13 protein-coding genes and 1 pseudogene are annotated in these 16,533 nt (G+C 55.3%); 5 read left to right on the forward strand and 9 right to left on the reverse strand.

The features are described from left to right. Window positions 1–537 precede the first annotated feature (537 nt). The 4 genes and pseudogenes from ACT3RQ_RS09740 (at window position 538) to ACT3RQ_RS09755 (ending at window position 3,663) form a co-directional block, all read left to right on the forward strand. Window positions 538–1,044 carry a lysozyme inhibitor LprI family protein gene (locus ACT3RQ_RS09740; RefSeq protein WP_444680367.1) on the forward strand — a complete coding sequence of 169 codons (507 nt, stop codon included), beginning with the start codon at window positions 538–540 and terminating at the stop codon, window positions 1,042–1,044. A 266-nt stretch (window positions 1,045–1,310) separates the two neighbouring features. Next, window positions 1,311–2,843 (forward strand): annotated as a pseudogene (locus ACT3RQ_RS09745) (TOTE conflict system archaeo-eukaryotic primase domain-containing protein); the annotation flags it as partial. Between the two features lie 12 nt (window positions 2,844–2,855). Beyond that, window positions 2,856–3,494: a DEAD/DEAH box helicase gene (locus ACT3RQ_RS09750; protein WP_444680382.1), complete on the forward strand. Its 639-nt coding sequence runs from the start codon at window positions 2,856–2,858 to the stop codon at window positions 3,492–3,494. Between the two features lie 37 nt (window positions 3,495–3,531). Then, window positions 3,532–3,663, forward strand: coding sequence for a zinc-binding dehydrogenase (locus tag ACT3RQ_RS09755; RefSeq protein ID WP_444680368.1), 132 nt, complete (start codon window positions 3,532–3,534; stop codon window positions 3,661–3,663). A gap of 329 nt (window positions 3,664–3,992) precedes the next feature. On the opposite strand, the gene ACT3RQ_RS09760 is transcribed toward ACT3RQ_RS09755, so the two are convergent. The 9 genes from ACT3RQ_RS09760 to ACT3RQ_RS09800 form a co-directional block, all read right to left on the reverse strand. Next, window positions 3,993–5,114, reverse strand: coding sequence for a Gfo/Idh/MocA family protein (locus ACT3RQ_RS09760; protein WP_444680369.1), 1,122 nt, complete (start codon window positions 5,112–5,114; stop codon window positions 3,993–3,995). 75 nt (window positions 5,115–5,189) lie between these two features. Beyond that, window positions 5,190–6,692 (reverse strand): CoA-acylating methylmalonate-semialdehyde dehydrogenase, encoded by a 1,503-nt coding sequence (locus ACT3RQ_RS09765; RefSeq protein WP_444680370.1) that lies wholly within the window; start codon window positions 6,690–6,692, stop codon window positions 5,190–5,192. Window positions 6,693–6,733: 41 nt separating this feature from the next. Beyond that, a complete protein-coding gene (iolE, locus tag ACT3RQ_RS09770; RefSeq protein ID WP_444680371.1) occupies window positions 6,734–7,636 on the reverse strand; it encodes a myo-inosose-2 dehydratase in 903 nt (300 codons plus the stop codon). Between the two features lie 31 nt (window positions 7,637–7,667). Continuing rightward, window positions 7,668–9,515, reverse strand: coding sequence for a 3D-(3,5/4)-trihydroxycyclohexane-1,2-dione acylhydrolase (decyclizing) (gene iolD / locus ACT3RQ_RS09775; protein WP_444680372.1), 1,848 nt, complete (start codon window positions 9,513–9,515; stop codon window positions 7,668–7,670). A 1-nt stretch (window position 9,516) separates the two neighbouring features. Next, complete coding sequence (locus ACT3RQ_RS09780) at window positions 9,517–11,475, reverse strand: bifunctional 5-dehydro-2-deoxygluconokinase/5-dehydro-2-deoxyphosphogluconate aldolase (RefSeq protein ID WP_444680373.1); 1,959 nt, start codon at window positions 11,473–11,475, stop codon at window positions 9,517–9,519. A gap of 96 nt (window positions 11,476–11,571) precedes the next feature. Further along, window positions 11,572–12,369: a TIM barrel protein gene (locus tag ACT3RQ_RS09785; protein WP_444680374.1), complete on the reverse strand. Its 798-nt coding sequence runs from the start codon at window positions 12,367–12,369 to the stop codon at window positions 11,572–11,574. Between the two features lie 9 nt (window positions 12,370–12,378). Further along, complete coding sequence (locus ACT3RQ_RS09790) at window positions 12,379–13,269, reverse strand: ATP-binding cassette domain-containing protein (RefSeq protein ID WP_444680375.1); 891 nt, start codon at window positions 13,267–13,269, stop codon at window positions 12,379–12,381. A gap of 1 nt (window position 13,270) precedes the next feature. Then, complete coding sequence (locus ACT3RQ_RS09795; protein ID WP_444680376.1) at window positions 13,271–14,401, reverse strand: ABC transporter permease; 1,131 nt, start codon at window positions 14,399–14,401, stop codon at window positions 13,271–13,273. Between the two features lie 54 nt (window positions 14,402–14,455). Beyond that, complete coding sequence (locus ACT3RQ_RS09800) at window positions 14,456–15,406, reverse strand: sugar ABC transporter substrate-binding protein (RefSeq protein ID WP_444680377.1); 951 nt, start codon at window positions 15,404–15,406, stop codon at window positions 14,456–14,458. A gap of 239 nt (window positions 15,407–15,645) precedes the next feature. Here ACT3RQ_RS09800 and ACT3RQ_RS09805 point away from each other — a divergent pair, with 239 nt between their 5' ends. Then, window positions 15,646–16,509, forward strand: coding sequence for a MurR/RpiR family transcriptional regulator (locus tag ACT3RQ_RS09805; RefSeq protein WP_444680378.1), 864 nt, complete (start codon window positions 15,646–15,648; stop codon window positions 16,507–16,509). Window positions 16,510–16,533 lie beyond the last annotated feature (24 nt).

Below are 16,533 nucleotides of genomic sequence, written 5' to 3' on the forward strand. Positions count from 1 at the left end.
CCCCGTCGCACTGTGTCTATCATGCTAAATAGTGAGGAAGTATTAATGATGATGAAGGTATCATTATGCTAAGCAAGGATATAGGTACTGTCCTACAAATACTTTTGGTAATGTCAGTGAAGCCCAAAACTGGCCGAGCTAAATAGCGAGATCCCGCGCCTTATGTGTTTGAATTAACTGATCATGTATCGCGATGTACTGATGCTGACACCTAAATCTTTGTTAAGCGGTAATAGTTGCTGCTCTAGGTTCTACAAACACCTACGGCTCGAGTATATAAACCAGCTCACCAGAGCCAGGGACTTATATAAGCAATGGTAGACATGGAGTAATGCTAAATAATCATGAACAAAATAGATAAATTACACAGGGCAAAAGATGAGCTGGATGTACTCACTTCAGTAACCTTTGCTGGTTCTGTGCAATAGACCCGTGTGTCAGTTAAATATTCAAACCATGCACCAACCTCAGAATAATTGGCTATTCTAATAATAGAGGCTGTGGCTTTGAACCGGCAGTTGTTTCTATTGAGTAAGAGTGCGCGTCAAAGACAGAGTTGGTCAGTCCTTAAGCCATTGTGTAGGGTTATTAAAAACAATGCCCTCTTCTAGTCACGAGCACGTTTCATCATTCAAAGAGAGAAATAGCGCCATGCAACGTCTATGTATTCGCCATCCCCTACTCGTCGCTACTCTGTTGGCTAGCGCGGTCACTTACGGTAATGAAAATTCGCAATCGTATGAAGCATGTATGCAGCAAGCTGTTAGCACTGTCGATATGGTTACCTGCATATCAAACGAATATGAGCGTCAGGACCAGAGGCTCAATGACAACTACCAGCAGCTTCGTAGCCAGTTGAGCAGTGAACGGCGCGACCAGTTGCTTACCGCCCAACGTGCATGGATTACATACAAGGAAGCCAATTGTGGTTTCTATGCTGACCCGGAAGGAGGAACAATGGCGCGCATCAACGCCAATTCATGCTTGCTCAGCGAAACCACCAAGCGAGCAGATGAGTTGAAAAACCTGATGCAACCCTATTAGTCAGGCTAACAGGCATGATGACCTTTATTACTGCACTGACGATAAACTAGCGCTTATAAGCTGTACTGAATTACTAGATCATCAAATAAAAGAACCGCACTAAGCACGAGGTAGGTATCCGAGCAGATCAAGAACTCGCTGCTATTGAGCTGAGATTATCAGAGCTTGAGAAGGAAAAGGCTGCCCTTCTTTCCCGGAAGAGCGAGCTGCATCATGCTGCGCACCGACCTACAGTACCGCAGCTAACCCCCGATCAAAAAACCAAACTGTTCCGGAACCTTTTTCGGGGCAGGCAGGATGTCTATGCGATTCGCTGGCAGAATTCCGGTGGCCGTTCCGGCTATGCCGTCGCCTGTGACAACGAATGGGTCCCAGGGCTCTGTCAGAAACCCCAAATCAAGTGCGGGGAATGTCCCAATAGAAAATTCAAACCCCTGGACTTTAATGCAGTATACGACCACCTGTCGGGTAAGCAGGTGGTTGGCCTTTACCCTTTACTACCGGATAGCTCCTGCTATCTGTTGGCAGTAGATTTTGATAAAGAGAACTGGAAAGCAGATGTCCGTGCGCTAGCTCAGGCTTGTCGTGATGAAGATATTCCTTATCTTGTTGAGATCTCTCGGTCTGGAGCGGGTGCCCATCTGTGGGTATTCTTTTCGGAAGCCGTTCCGGCTTGGTCGGCGAGGACGTTGGGTTTCAAGTTGCTGGATAAAGCCATGGACCACCATCCGGGCTTGTCCTTCAATTCCTATGACCGGTTATTCCCCAATCAGGACACGATGCCCGCTGGTGGGTTTGGCAATTTGATTGCCCTTCCGCTTCAACACCAAGTGCGAAAACGCGGATGTACTGTGTTCGTCGACGATGACTTGATTCCTTATCCGGATCAATGGGCATTGCTCAGTCGGCAAGAATCTCTTTCACCGGCTCAACTCGGGGAAAAGGTGGGCAGGGAGCCTGATTCCGATGCTACCGCAGACGTTACATTGCCGTGGGAACAAGGGTTATCAATTGAAACAGAGAAAATTAACGGATGTCCTGAAACCGTCACGCTCATACTGGCCAATCATATTTATATGAAGTTGTCAGACATACCCGGGACACTGGCTGCACGAATTAAGCGCATGGCGAGCTTTGCCAATCCCGTATTTTTTAAAACACAGGCACTGCGTTTCTCAACGCATGGTATCCCTCGCTACATATCCTGTGCCCGAATCGAGCAAGGTTATCTCTCGGTACCAAGAGGCTGTTTTGATGAGCTCCAGGCATTGTTGCTGGGCCAGGGAATAACGGTAGAAATCGATGACCGCAGACTGCCAGGCCTGGTTCTAAATGGTATCAGTCTGAAAGCAACGCTGCGTGATGATCAGAATAGGACGGTGGAGGCACTTGCCGAGCATGATACCGGAATACTTCATGCGCCGACCGCTTTTGGTAAAACCGTAACGGCCATTGGCCTTATAGCCAAGCGGCAGGTCAACACATTGATCCTCACTCACAGTCGCCAGTTACTAGGACAATGGAAGGAGCGTCTGGAAACCTTTATTGAGGGTGTCTCCGTGGGTGTGATAGGCGGTGGGAAAAAGAAACCTACCGGTCAGGTCGACGTTGCCACCTACCAGAGTCTACTCAATAAGAAAGACAATACGGTCTCCAGCGTGGTTAGAGACTACGGCCAGATCATCATCGATGAATGCCACCATATCTCAGCCCCTCGCTACGAAATGCTTCTTAATGAAGTCAGCGCTCGCTACGTCGTCGGCCTGACCGCAACACCTGACCGCCAAGATGGGCACCAAAAGATCATGTTGATGGTTGCAGGGCCCGTTCGTCACAAAGTACGGGCGGAACACAGCTCCCAGTTTGTCCAACGTGTCATTCTTCGGGAGCGTCATGAAGTTCCACCTACCGATATCTATCAGTCTCGTGAACGCCCCCATATAGCCTCAGTTTACCGTTGGCTTGCACAGAGCAACGCCCGGAATCAGGACATTGTTCAGGATGTAGCAAGCTGCGTGAACAACCAGGCAAACTGCCTTCTACTGACGGAACGACGAGAGCACGCCGAGACACTGGCAGCACTGCTGGCCGCTGAATCCATATCGTCGGTTGTGTTGCGTGGTGGGATGCGTGTCAGAGAACGCCAGGCGGCGGAAGCGCAGTTACATAAAGCTCAGGTTATCGTTGCAACTGGCAAATACATCGGAGAAGGTTTTGACTTGCCTCGGTTAGACACGTTGTTTTTAGCCCTGCCCATCGCCTGGAAAGGAACGCTGTCGCAGTACGCTGGTAGGATTCACCGAGCGGTTGAAGGCAAACAGGAAGTCACTGTCTATGACTACCTTGATACTGGACTGCCAATGCTTGAACGCATGTTCCGAAAACGCGAGAAAGGCTACAGAGCAATGGGATATCAGCTGGCCTCTTCCGAGCAAACTAGGTTGCTATAGACTTGGTGTTACAAGAGAAACCACTCGTCACCATCGCATGAATGACTTCCTGAACCAGCACGCAATCCGGCCGGTAATCGACAACGTCTATTCGTTTGAAGAAGCCCCTCAGGCCTACGAGCACCTAGCTCGCGGTGCGTTCGGCAAAGTAGTCATCAAAGTTTCCTAAGCGCTGGGCGCGAGGGATGTAGGGTTGAACAAGCACCGCTCTAAAAGAGCCTGACACTGGCGTTCCAGTAATGAATACAGTCAAGAATCTTCCTCAACTTGCGAGCGTCCTAGAGCCGACGTCACCCACAGATGGTAAATGCATAATCTGAGTGCAACACGCTCATTGGATGGTTGACGGGAGGCCGCACTAAAACCTGCTACCGCTGAAGTAGCGGTTGCATCGTCCATTTAAGCTAGGATGAGATAGTCACTGCTGAATTCTAACAAGGTGCCTACTGCTGGTGCATTGTTCTGGATACAGCCACACAAAGGCAAGGGCTTCTGATATTAGACTTGAACCCACTGCCCCGTCTGATCTGACGTTTCAATAGCCTCTATTAATCGATTAACCCGCGCGGCTTCGCGGAAGTCTGGATAGAGGGGACGGTCGTTGATGATGCCTTCGACCAGATCGCGCACCTCGATAATCTTCTGATCGTTATAGCCCAGACTATGGCCCGGTGCGGGGCTGAAAGCGGCATAGTCAGGGTGTTCCGGGCCTGCTAACAGGGTGGTGAAGCCGCGCCGGCCGTGGGCATCGCCATGGCGATACAGCTGCAGCTCGCTCATGCGCTCCTGGTCAAACACAATGGCGCCTTTGGTGCCCGTTAGCGTGTAGGCCAAGCCCATTTTGCGCCCAGCCGCCACCCGGGAGGTTTCGATATTACCGATTAACCCCTGATCAAAACGCAGCATTGCCTGGGCTTGATCATCGTTCTCTACCGCCGCCATACCGCTGCCGTCGGCCTTGGGCCGAGTGGGTATGACAGTTTGTAGCTGGCCGCATACCTGGGTAATGCGCTGCCCGGTTAAAAACTCGGCCATATTGAGAATATGCGACCCCACATCGCCTAATGCACCGGCGCCTGCGGTCGCCCGCTTGGTATGCCAGTCGTGGGGCTTTTCCGGGTCGAGCAGGTAATCCTCGTTATGCCGACCACGAAAGTGAATCAGCTCTCCGATGTCGCCGCTGGCAACAATCTGGCGGGCCAGCTGGGTGGCAGAATTGCGAATGTAGTTAAAGCCCACCAGGGTTTTGACACCCGCCTTTTCAGCCGCGGCGACCATCTCATTGGCGTCTGCCGTGCTCAGTGCCAGCGGTTTTTCGGCGTAAACATGCTTGCCAGCGGCAATGGCAGCCAGCGCCATCTCTTTATGCAGAAAATTGGGCGCACAGATATCCACCACGTCCACCTCACTGTCTGCTACCAAGGCGCGCCAGTCGTCGGTGGCGCGGGCAAAGCCCCAGGCCCGCGCTCGGCTCTCTGCAGTGGCGAGATCGACGTCCGCCAGCAGTTCGCAAACGGGTTTGGCGGGCAGCTCAAAAACGCTGGACGCTGCATTAAAGGCGATGGCGTGGGCTTTGCCCATAAAGCCGGTGCCGATTAGGCCAATCTTGAGGGTTTTCATTGTGACTATCCCTATTTTAAAACAATAACGCCGGGCTAGACCCGGCGTTAATTAATGTCCTGCCCCGTAGACTGTTTACATGGTCGGCATGGTGAAGTGGTTGGTCTCTTCACGAATGCCGCTGGGCCAGCGCTGGGTGATGGTTTTCATACGGGTATAGAAACGCACACCGTCCGGGCCGTGCATATGCAGCGGGCCAAACAGCGAGCGCTTCCAGCCGCCGAAGCTGTGGAACGCCATGGGCACCGGAATCGGCACGTTAACGCCGACCATGCCAACCTGGATCTGCTCGCAGTACTGGCGCGCCGCATCGCCATCGCGGGTAAAGATCGCCGTTCCGTTACCGTATTCGTGGGCATTGATCATGCTGACCGCTTCGTCGAAGCTCGCCACGCGAGCAATGGCCAGTACCGGGCCAAATATCTCCTCGGAGTGAATACGCATGCTGGGCGTCACATGGTCAAACAGACTGCCACCGATAAAGTAGCCATCGCCTGCGCCATCAACCGTGGTCTGGCGACCGTCGACCACGAGTTCTGCGCCTTCATCCACGCCGACCTGGATATAGCCCGCCACTTTCTCAAGATGCTCGCGGGTGATCAGCGGCCCCATATCGTTATCCGGGCCATCGACCAGGCCAGGCCCGACCGTCAGCTTATCCAGTTCGGCCACCAGTTTTTCGCGCAGGCGGTTGGCGGTTTCTTCGCCCACGGGCACCGCGACGGAAATCGCCATGCAGCGCTCGCCTGCCGAGCCATAGGCCGCGCCCATGAGGGCACCCACGGCTTGATCGAGATCCGCATCGGGCATGATTACCATATGATTTTTAGCCCCGCCCAGGGCCTGAACACGCTTGCCATGGGCTGATGCGGTAGCGTAGATGTACTCAGCGATGGGCGTGGAACCCACAAAGCTAACTGCCTGGACACGCTCATCGGTGAGCAGCACATCCACCGCTTCTTTATCACCATTGACGACATTAAAGACACCATCCGGCAGGCCCGCTTCTTTAAGCAGCTCGGCTAAGCGCAGCGGCGTAGAGGGGTCTTTCTCCGAAGGCTTCATGATGAAGGTATTGCCGCAGGCCAGGGCGATGGGGAACATCCACATGGGCACCATGGCGGGAAAGTTGAACGGCGAGATACCTGCACACACGCCCAGCGGCTGCATCATCGAGTAGCTATCGACGCCGGTGCCGACGTTCATGGAGTGCTCGCCCTTCTGGAGATGGGGAATGCCACAGGCAAACTCGACCACTTCCAGGCCGCGGGTCACTTCGCCTTTGGCGTCAGAAAACACCTTGCCGTGTTCGCTGGAGACCAGTCGTGCCAGCTCATCGGTGTGCTCCTCGACCAGCGCCTTGAACTTAAACAGAATACGCGCGCGCTTCAGCGGCGAGGTTTTAGACCAGGCGGCAAAGGCCTCATCGGCGATGCGCACTGCTTCGCAGGTTTCGTCAGCAGTGGCGAGCGCTACTTGTGCGCTCTGCTCACCGGTGGCGGGATTATAAACCGGCGAAGTGCGCTGGCTCTGCCCGGCGGAGAGTTGGCCATTAACATAGTGGGATAACGTTTGCATACAAGCTCCTGATTAAAAGGCGTTACTGGCGCTGTTTATGTTTAGCTGGCAACGTCAAAACCTGCCTGCTCGGCAAGTTGGCGTAAGTTGCGGTAACCCAGGCGGGCATAGGCCAGCGGGTGAGCGACTTCCGGGTCTTGTTCGGCTTCAACCACTAACCACCCCTGGTAGCCCTGTTCGCACAGGTGGGTTAAGGCAGGCAGGAAATCCACATTGCCATCCCCCGGCACCGTAAACAGGCCGTCTAACACACCGTTTAAAAAGCTTTTGTCGCGGTTGTGTACCGCGTCCAGCACTGGGAAGCGAAGGTCTTTGCAGTGCACATGATGGATGCGCCCGCTGTAACGCTTGGCGATGGCGAGCGGGTCGCCGCCCGCACCGCGCAGATGACCAAAATCAAGCAGCAGCCCCACCCCTTCACCGGTGTTGTCCATTAAGCGCTCAACATCGGCCTGGCTTTCGATCACCGTGCCCAAATGGTGGTGATAAACCAGCTGTATACCCTGGGACTTTAGGTAGTCGCCCACCACCTCCAGGCCATTCATCAGGCGCTGCCACTCTTGCTCGGAAAGATGCGGACGTTGGGAGAGCGGGCGCTCCTGATCGCCATGTACACAGTGGGTAACTTCACACAGCACCATTACCTTCGCACCGCATTCCTTGAGCAGGTTCATATGATCCTGAATGGCGTCAATCTCCTCTTCAGGAGTGCGCTCCAGCAGCTGCGCGGAGTACCAGCCCGACACAAGCGCCAGGTCGTGGGCGCTCAGGACCTGTCTCAAGGCGTCGGGCGTGCGGGGAAATTTATTACCTAATTCAAAGCCGCTAAAACCCGCTTCGCGCCCCTCTTGCAAGCAGGTTTCCAGCGGTGTTGCGCCGCCCAGGCTGGGCAAGTCGTCGTTCGTCCAGGTGAGCGGGTTGATGCCTAAAGTAACCGTTGGCATAGCGTATTCCTTGTGATCATGTTTGTTGGTATTAATGGCGTTGGCGCTGCTTGGCCTCGCGATAGCCCTGATAGGCTTTATTGACCGCTTCACGCTCGGAAACCTCGGGCACAGCGACGTCCCACCAGGCACCGCCTTCCTGGGTGCTGGGTAACGGGTCAGTATCCAGAGCAATCACATAGGTCGAGGTGGCGCTGCGAGCGCGCACCAGCGCCTGCTCCAGCTCCGCAATGCCGCTCACCGATTCAGACTCACAGCCCAACGCTTTGGCGTGGGCGGCAAAATCGGTTTTGGGAGCGCCGGCCTCGACAGTGCGGCAATCTTGCAGCAGGTTGTTGAACCCTGCGCCACCGGTGGCCTGCTGCAAGCGGTTGATACAGCCATAGCCCCGGTTATCCAACACCACTACCGTCAACTTGTGGCCCAGCATCACAGATGTCGCCAGTTCCGAGTTATGCATCAGGTAGCTACCGTCGCCGACCATCACCACTACCTCGTTGTCAGGCTTGGCCATCTTGACGCCCAGCCCGCCCGCAATTTCATAGCCCATGCAGGAGAAACCGTACTCAACGTGGTAGCTGCCGGGGCCCGAACATTGCCAGAGTTTATGCAGCTCGCCGGGCAAGCCACCGGCGGCGCATACCACGGTGGTATCGTTGCCTGCCTGGCGATTGACGGCGCCGATCACCTGAGCATCGGTGGGCAGTGCCAGCCCTTGATCGGCGGTCACATTGCGCACGACCTCAGCCCATTCGTGCTTGAGCGTTCCGGTTTGTTCGCGCCATTCATCGCTGCCGCGCCATTCGCCCAGCGCTGCGTCGAGTTGACCCAGCCCGACCAAGGCATCGCAGCTTAGCGGCAGCGCTTGATGCTTCAGGCTGTCGAATCGGCCAACGTTCAGGGCAATCAGCGTTTTTTCGCTACCTTCAAACAGCGCCCGGGAGCCGGTGGTAAAGTCCTGCAGCCGCGTGCCCACCGCCAGAATGACATCCGCCTGCTCCGCCAACTGGTTAGCGGTTGCGCTGCCAGTTACCCCGATGGCCCCCACCGCGCAGGGGTGGCTATCGGCCAGTGCGCCTTTTCCGGCCTGGGTTTCAGCGACCGGGATGCCCCGTACTTTGGCAAACTCTGCCAAGGCATCGCAGGCAGAGGCGTAATGCACGCCACCTCCGGCAATGATCAACGGGCGCTTGGCCTGTTGCAGCGTGGCGATGGCTTGGCGAAGCTCGACAGCATCCGGTGGCGAGCGGCGAATGCGATGTACCTTGGGGGCAAAAAAGGCCTCTGGGTAATCGTAGGCAAAGGTTTGCACATCCTGGGGTAACGCCAGGGTCGCGGGGCCGCAGTGTTCGGGGTCAAGCAGGGTGGCAATCGCCTGGGGCAGGCTGGTCAGCAGCTGTTCCGGGCGATTAATACGGTCGAAGTAGCGCGACACCGGACGAAAACAGTCGTTGACGGTAATGGTTGGGTCACCGAAATGTTCCACCTGCTGGAGTACCGGATCCGGCTCGCGGGTGGCAAAGGTATCCCCCGGCAGCAGCAGGATCGGCAAACGGTTGGCGTGGGCGAGCGCCGCGGCGGTGACCATATTGGTCGCCCCTGGGCCGATGGAGCTGGTCGCCGCCATCAAGCGCTTACGGCCATTGGCTTTAGCAAAAGCAATCGCCGCGTGGGCCATGGACTGTTCGTTATGGGCGCGGAAGGTCGGCAATTCGTCTTGCACGTGGTAGAGCGCTTCGCCTAACCCCGCCACGTTGCCATGACCAAAAATCGCAAACACGCCTTCGAACAGCGCCACTTCTTGGCCATCCATCTCGATACGCTGAGCGGCGAGGTACTTGACCAGCGCCTGGGCCATGGTGAGTCGAATGGTGCTCATCTTACGCCTCCTCCGTGTGAGCCAACGTTTGCGGCTGTGTCTGTCTTAATTGTCGCCACGCCTTTATCAGTTCGGCATAGTTCTGGGCGACCCGCTCTACCAAGCTGGCGTCGTCGATACGCCCGGCCAGCCAGTCGCGACTCGCGCTGGCAAATAGCGTGCGCCCAACGGTGAAACCCTTACAGCAGGTATGATTGGCCGCTGCTTCAAAGCCGCGTTTCATATCGTCCATAGGGGCGTCGAGTCCGAGCAGTACAACCCCACGGCAGTAGGTATCCTCCCGCTCAATCGTCTCGCCCACCGCCTTCCAGGCTGCATCTGACATGGCAGGTAGTTTCCACCAGTCTGGGCGAATGCCCAGGTTGTAGAGCCGCTGAAGGCTGCGCGGCAGGGTAGTATCGTCATTGGGCATGGTCGCGGGTGGTATGACTTCAATCAGCAGTTCCAGTCCATAAGCACAGGCCGCCTGATAGAGCTGGCGCAGCCGCTCCTCCTGCTCTAAGCGCAGCGAGAGTTCATCGTCAGGATGGTAGAACACCAAGCATTTAATTATCTGTTCTCTAGGCCAGTTGCGCAGGCAGGCACCTAAATCATCGCCATGCTGGAAACGCAGCGGGCGTGAGCCTGGAAGCTCTACCGGTCGACCAATCCACCAGCCTTTTCCACTGGCTTGATTGAGCGCATCCTGACCCAGCACGTCGTCTACCAGAATCGCGGGAGTGGATATACCACCCAGCTTGGCGCCCTCTTCGGCGGCGGTGACCAGGAGTTTTTTGAGTGCTGGCAGCCGCGCGCTGTCGGCATACTCTTCGCGGGCCATATCGGTGAGCTGGCGGCGGTGATCAAATGCCAGGCCCAGCACTTCGGGCCACTGCGCAGGCATGCGGGTGGTGACCCGGTGCAGATGATTCAGGCGTTGATCGATATCCGGGCGGGGTACCTCGTCGCGGCGCGCCAGGTAATCGAATAACTCGTCTTCGGTGGGCATGGCCGGGGCACAGCCGTGGCGGGACACCACCAGCGCGCCACAGGCATTGGCGAAACCCGCACTGGTTTGCCAGGGTTCATTGCGTAGCCAGCCACGTAGCAGCCCGCTCATAAAGGCATCCCCGGCGCCCAGCACATTGAGCACCTCAACCTGTACGCCCTTGACCAGAATGCCGTCTTCAATGCGGTCAGGAATGGCGCCTTCAAACACCACACAGCCCATGGGCCCCAGCTTGCATACCAGGGTAGCCTCGCTAACCTCACGCACCGCGCGCAGGGCCGTTAAGGTGTCCGTACTGCCGCCAGCAATATGAAACTCCTCTTCGGTACCTACAATCAGATCAAAATCTGACAACCAGCGCTGCAGATCGGTGGTCACTTTATCATCGGCGATAAAGCGGGTTTCACCATCGCCAGGGTTAGTCAGCCCCCACAGCACGGGGCGATAGTCGATATCCAGCACCCGCTTCACGCCATAATGGGCGGCGGCGTCCAGTGCCTTGCGGCAGGCTCGGCGGGTGGTATCGGTAGAAAGATGCGTGCCGGTAATTGCCAGCGCTTTTGCTCGGGCAATAAATTCAGGGTCGATGGCGTCGGCGTCGATGGCCATATCGGCGCAGTCGCGGCGGTAAAATAGCAGCGGGAAACTCTCGCGATCTTTTAACGCCAGCAGCACCAGGCCGGTATGGCGCTCGGGGTCGGTTTGTAGCGCGGAGGTATCCACGCCCACCCGTTCCAGCTCTTCGCGCACGAAGTTGCCCATCTGCTCGTCGCCGACCCGCGAGAGCATGGCGGATTTCAACCCGAGACGAGCGGTACCGTAAGCCATATTGCCCGAGCTGCCACCCAGGTATTTGGCAAAGCTGGCGACATCTTCCAGGCGGCTGCCAATTTGTTCGGCGTAGAGGTCAACCGCTACGCGCCCCAAGCAAATCAGGTCAAGCGGTCTGTGTTGTATATTGTTATTCAGCATAAACGTCTCCCCACGTCACAAATTCGCGGTACTAGTCACAAGATGACACTGGGCATAAAAGCGTCTTGGGTGGCAATCGATAAGATTTAACAGCCGCTAAAGTGAGAAGGCAGCACGGAAACGATCGAGAGCGAGATCGTCGTCGCCAGAGGCCCAGCCTTCCAGCCCTACGGTGCCGCGGTAGCCCATATCGTTCAGCGCTTTGGCAATGGCCGGATAGTTAATCTCGCCAGTCCCTGGTTCGCAGCGTCCAGGCACATCGGCCACCTGTACTTCACCTATGTACGGCCCGCAGCGGCGAATCAATTCGATCAAATTACCTTCGCCAATTTGGGCGTGATAAACGTCCAACATAATGCGCAAGCTGGGCCGATCAACACTTTCTACAAGCGCCAGCACATCTGCCAGGCGAGCAAACGGCACGCCGGGGTGGTCAACGTCGGTATTAAGGTTTTCAAGCACAAAGGTGACGCCGTGCTGCTCGCCGAGATCCGCCAGCCTATTGAGCGTGTCGCGGGCTTTTAACCACATAGCGCCGGTCATCTTTTGGCAAGACTGAACGGGCAAACCATTACCATCTAGCCCGGTGCCATGAAGGTTAAGGCGCGGAATACCAAGGCGCTTTGCTACCTCAACCGACTCAGCGGCGGTGCGTAGCAGTTCATCGGCACCAGCGGCATCCGCTAAGGTGCCGGTGATATAGCCAGTCATGGATGAGAATGTGGCACCACTATTGGCCAGTGCCTCGATGTCGTGCTTAGTCCAGTCCCAGATTTCGATTTGGAAGCCCAAATCAGAAATGCGCTTAATTCGTTCCAACACAGGTAAATCGCGGAACACCATTTCAGCGCAGACGGCCAGCGTAAACGGGGATGATGGAGTAGGTTTGTTCATCATGGCTCCTTAATAGCCGCTCGCAGTTCGCGGTGAAGGGGGTTCAGTGCTGCTTGTTTCATCCGAAGATTGAGTGTCTTGTTCGGTTAAGCTGGCCTTCTTGGCTTTATCGTCACGCTGGAATTCCGCAAGCTCTGCATCCAGGCTTTCAAGCTCAGCGCCACCCGCCATCATATTGAGCACCTCTTCGCGGCTGACTTCTTCTTTGCGGAAGGAGCCCAAACTGCCGCCGCGTGACAATAAGGTGAACGCATCAGCCACTGGGTAAGCATGGTGAACATTGTGGGTAATAAAGATGACCGCAAGCCCATCCGCACGGGCTTTGGCAATGTAACGCAGTACGACAGAGGCCTGCTTAACCCCAAGCGCTGAGGTGGGCTCATCAAGAATCAGCACCTTGGCACCAAAATAGACGGCACGGGCAATCGCCACACACTGTCGTTCCCCGCCAGAAAGCGTGCCCACCGGCTGGCTAGGGTCGCGCACATCGATGCCGATTTTAGCCATTTCCTCTTTAGCAACCCGGTCGGCATACTTCCAATCAATCCGCTTTAAAGGCCCCCAGCCCACCGTCGGTTCGCGACCCATAAAAAAGTTACGGGTAATCGACATCAAAGGCACCATCGCCAGATCCTGAAAAACTGTTGCGATACCAGCGTCAAGTGCATAAGCCGGGGACTTGAAACGAGCGGGTTTGCCATCCAGTAGCATTTCGCCATGGGTGGGCTGGTGAACACCGGAAAGGGTTTTAATCAACGTTGACTTGCCAGCACCGTTATCCCCCAGCAGGCACATAACCTCACCGGAATAGACCTGCATCGAGATATCACTGATGGCGATGACACTGCCGAAGTGTTTGCTGACACTGCGCATTTCAATCATTGGAGTGCGTGTAGTCATGTTATTTAGCCTCCATCGCCTTTTTGCGCATGTAATTATTGAATAACACCGCCACCAGCAACATCACACCCAGGAAAACCTGGAACCAATCAGTGTTAACGCCGGTGTAAAAAATGCCCATTTGCACCATGCCGAAGATCAGCGCACCCAGCGCTGCGCCTATAGCGGATCCATAACCACCGGTCAGCAAAGCGCCACCGATCACCACCGCAATAATGGCTTCCAATTCTTTTAGCAGGCCACGGATGGTGTCCGCCGAACCGGTATCCATCACCTGTATGCAGGCAAAGATGGTGGCGGAGAAAGCGGTGAACATAAACAGTGAAATCTTGACGCGATGGACGGGGACGCCCGAATTGCGTGCCGCATTGGCATCGCCACCGCTGGCGAAGATCCAGTTACCGTAAGGCGTGCATAGCAGTACCCAAGTCGCTACAGCGGTTAAGCCCAGCCACCAGACAATTGAGACGGGAATACCGGTGACCGTGGGGTTGCCCGCAAAGTTGGTCGCCATCCAGCCATTTGCCGCCATCCAACTAAATAGTCCCGTAGCGACTTCTCCAGAGAAAAGCGCCGCGAACCAATCTCCAGGAATATGATCCTGCACTCCCCCCACCTGAGTACGTCCCGTCAACAACCGGCTAGTACCGATAGCCAAGCCACGCAGAATGAACAGGAAGCCCAGGGTAACGATAAATGACGGCAACCCCGTTTTATTGACTAGATTACCGTTAATCCAGCCCACCAGGCCCGCACAGGCGAACGCCAATAAAATTGCAGCCCATAGCGGCCAGCCATACTCCACTGCAGGGATGGCAATTAGAATGCCTGCCAAGCCAATCATCGAACCAATCGAAAGATCAAACTCTCCGCCGATCATCAACAACGCAGCCGCCGTGGCGATAATGCCGAGCTGAGCGGCGACTTCAAGAAAATTAATAATACCCGCTGGGGTAAACATCCCAGTGCCGCTGGAAGCAGCGATAAAGAAGGCAAGCACCAACACGGCACCGGCCAGCGCCCCCAGTTCAGGGCGATTAAGCGCTTTCTTCCAGAAAGAGACTCTCTGGATACGCTCATCTTGAGGAGCTATTGCTGGCGCAACAGTTTGATTTGTTTCATCGGAACTCATGGCGATCGACTCCCAAGGCTCGATAGCATCGAGCCTTTTCGATTAAGTATTTTTTCAACGGATGCCCTGGCTACTCAACTCAATGACCTGCGCAGCGTTTTCTTGAGTGACAAATCCTGGGCCGGTGGCAACACCCCCTGCGGGTAGCAGACCGTTCTTGACGAACTGATCTAGGAACATCACGGGCAAGTAGCCCTGCATGTACTGCTGTTGGTCGATCGCAAAGTTTAGCTCACCCGCATCCAAGGCCTCCAAAATACCGGGTGAAAGATCAAAGGTACCGAGGGTGAACATATCGGTTGCCCCCTGCTCACGCATGGCCCGAATCATCGGATCAGCGGACAATGCACTCAAGGTCAGCACACCGCGCACATCACTGTTCTCATTAAGGTAAGCGATAATGGCATTGCGAATGTTGGTGGGGTCGTAGGTGGTCGCTAGCTGCTCAGCATTGCCATCGAAGCCCTCGACAAAGCCATCACAGCGCTGATCGAGTCCCTGGTTGCCTTGTTCATGGTTAACGCAGACGCCTTTCTCAACACCCATTTCTTGCATGCGCTCAGCAGCCTGCTTCCCTGCTTCATACTCACTCTGCCCGACGTGCAGCCGGGCACCATAATCCCTCGCCACGTCACCACCGGAGTTAATGGTGATGACAGGTATGCCATTATCGACAGCATTTTGGACAGCGCCGCCCAGGGCATCTTCGTCGGTAAAAGAGAGGATCAAGCCATCCGGATCCGATGCCACCGCTGCCTGTACAAGTTGCTGCATCTTGGCCATATCAAAGGTCGATGGTGCACGGTACTCCAGCTCAGCGCCTACGAGATCAGCGGCTGCCTCTGCGCCGTTTTTCACCACTGACCAGAAAGGATCAGAGGGAACACCATGGGTCACCATGACGAAACGGCTCGCTTCTTGTTCCGATTCCTGTGCTTGTGCGGCACCCGCCATTAATGCCGTGGTGGCGGCAGAGGCTAGAAGCCATTGAGATAGACGTGCCATAAATAATTCCTCATAACGTTATCGTTGTTGGTAGGGAAGTGGCATTAAATGCCTTGGCGCTATGGAATATAGATTCCAAATAGCAGTTAATGCAAATTGTTTATTCTATACTTTGGTATAAATGGAATATTTATTCCAATCAACTAGACTGCATAACAACCAGTCACTTTGCTCAGTACTGCATACCCAGTAGTCCATAAGCAAAGGGGAGCTAGATGGACAAACGCGAAGGAATTTGTATGCCACAGCCACCACAAAGCTACCGTGAGCTGGAAACGCTGATCACTGCGGAGTACGACACGCTAAGCAAACGTTTGCAGCAAACAGCGCGTTTTATGCTTGATTACCCCCAGGAGGTTGCTCTGGCGACCGTGGCCAAAATTGCCGAACAGGCAGATGTCACTCCATCCACCTTAATTCGCCTGGCTAATAGCTTGGGCTTTAAGGGCTTTTCCGAAATGCAGCAGCTGTTTCGCAGTCGCCTGGTCGATGAGCTGCCTAACTACACCGAGCGGATTCGCGCCGTACGCAGCGCCACCGGAGAAACACCGGATAGCACCCAGCTGTTATGGGAGTTCGCTGACGCCAACCGCGCCGTGCTAGAGCAGCTACCCAGCCGCATTAATCCAGAGAGTTTGGAAAAAGCGCTGGATATTTTTGAAAAGGCGCATGCGATTCATGTAATGGGCGCACGGCGAAGCTTCATGGTAGCTAGCTACATGACCTATGCCCTGGCGCATGTGGATAAACCTGCACTGCTGGTCAATGGGCTGGGAGGAATGTACGGCGAGCAGCTGCGCGCTATGAGCCAACACGACGCCCTACTAACCATCAGCTTTTCTCCCTATGCCGAAGAGAGCCAAAAAGCCTGCGAAGACGCCCATCAGCGTGGCCTGCCTATTGTGGTGATTACCGATTCGAACCTCAGCCCGCTGGCCCGCTTCGCAGATGTCGTCTTTGTGGTCAACGAAGCCGAAGTAAAAAGTTTCCGTAGTTTGACCGCGTCGCTCTGCTTGACCCAGACCTTGGCAATTGCCCTAGGGGTGAGGCAAGACAAAACACGCGACAAAGAAAAGGGCCATGACAAAAAACGTAAGGCCTAAACACCAAAAGCAAGCCAACAGCAA

Source organism: Halomonas sp. AOP43-D1-4 (assembly GCF_052446175.1).
Taxonomy (GTDB): Bacteria; Pseudomonadota; Gammaproteobacteria; order Pseudomonadales; family Halomonadaceae; genus Vreelandella; species Vreelandella citrativorans.

What these genes read in the sequence shown, in the direction of transcription:
- ACT3RQ_RS09750 (WP_444680382.1), top strand. Translation starts at nt 2,856, where the DNA reads ATGGTTGCAGGGCCCGTTCGTCACAAAGTACGGGCGGAACACAGCTCC.
- ACT3RQ_RS09755 (WP_444680368.1), top strand. Translation starts at nt 3,532, where the DNA reads ATGAATGACTTCCTGAACCAGCACGCAATCCGGCCGGTAATCGACAAC.
- ACT3RQ_RS09760 (WP_444680369.1), bottom strand. Translation starts at nt 5,114, where the DNA reads ATGAAAACCCTCAAGATTGGCCTAATCGGCACCGGCTTTATGGGCAAA.
- ACT3RQ_RS09765 (WP_444680370.1), bottom strand. Translation starts at nt 6,692, where the DNA reads ATGCAAACGTTATCCCACTATGTTAATGGCCAACTCTCCGCCGGGCAG.
- iolE (WP_444680371.1), bottom strand. Translation starts at nt 7,636, where the DNA reads ATGCCAACGGTTACTTTAGGCATCAACCCGCTCACCTGGACGAACGAC.
- iolD (WP_444680372.1), bottom strand. Translation starts at nt 9,515, where the DNA reads ATGAGCACCATTCGACTCACCATGGCCCAGGCGCTGGTCAAGTACCTC.
- ACT3RQ_RS09780 (WP_444680373.1), bottom strand. Translation starts at nt 11,475, where the DNA reads ATGCTGAATAACAATATACAACACAGACCGCTTGACCTGATTTGCTTG.
- ACT3RQ_RS09785 (WP_444680374.1), bottom strand. Translation starts at nt 12,369, where the DNA reads ATGAACAAACCTACTCCATCATCCCCGTTTACGCTGGCCGTCTGCGCT.
- ACT3RQ_RS09790 (WP_444680375.1), bottom strand. Translation starts at nt 13,269, where the DNA reads ATGACTACACGCACTCCAATGATTGAAATGCGCAGTGTCAGCAAACAC.
- ACT3RQ_RS09795 (WP_444680376.1), bottom strand. Translation starts at nt 14,401, where the DNA reads ATGAGTTCCGATGAAACAAATCAAACTGTTGCGCCAGCAATAGCTCCT.
- ACT3RQ_RS09800 (WP_444680377.1), bottom strand. Translation starts at nt 15,406, where the DNA reads ATGGCACGTCTATCTCAATGGCTTCTAGCCTCTGCCGCCACCACGGCA.
- ACT3RQ_RS09805 (WP_444680378.1), top strand. Translation starts at nt 15,646, where the DNA reads ATGCCACAGCCACCACAAAGCTACCGTGAGCTGGAAACGCTGATCACT.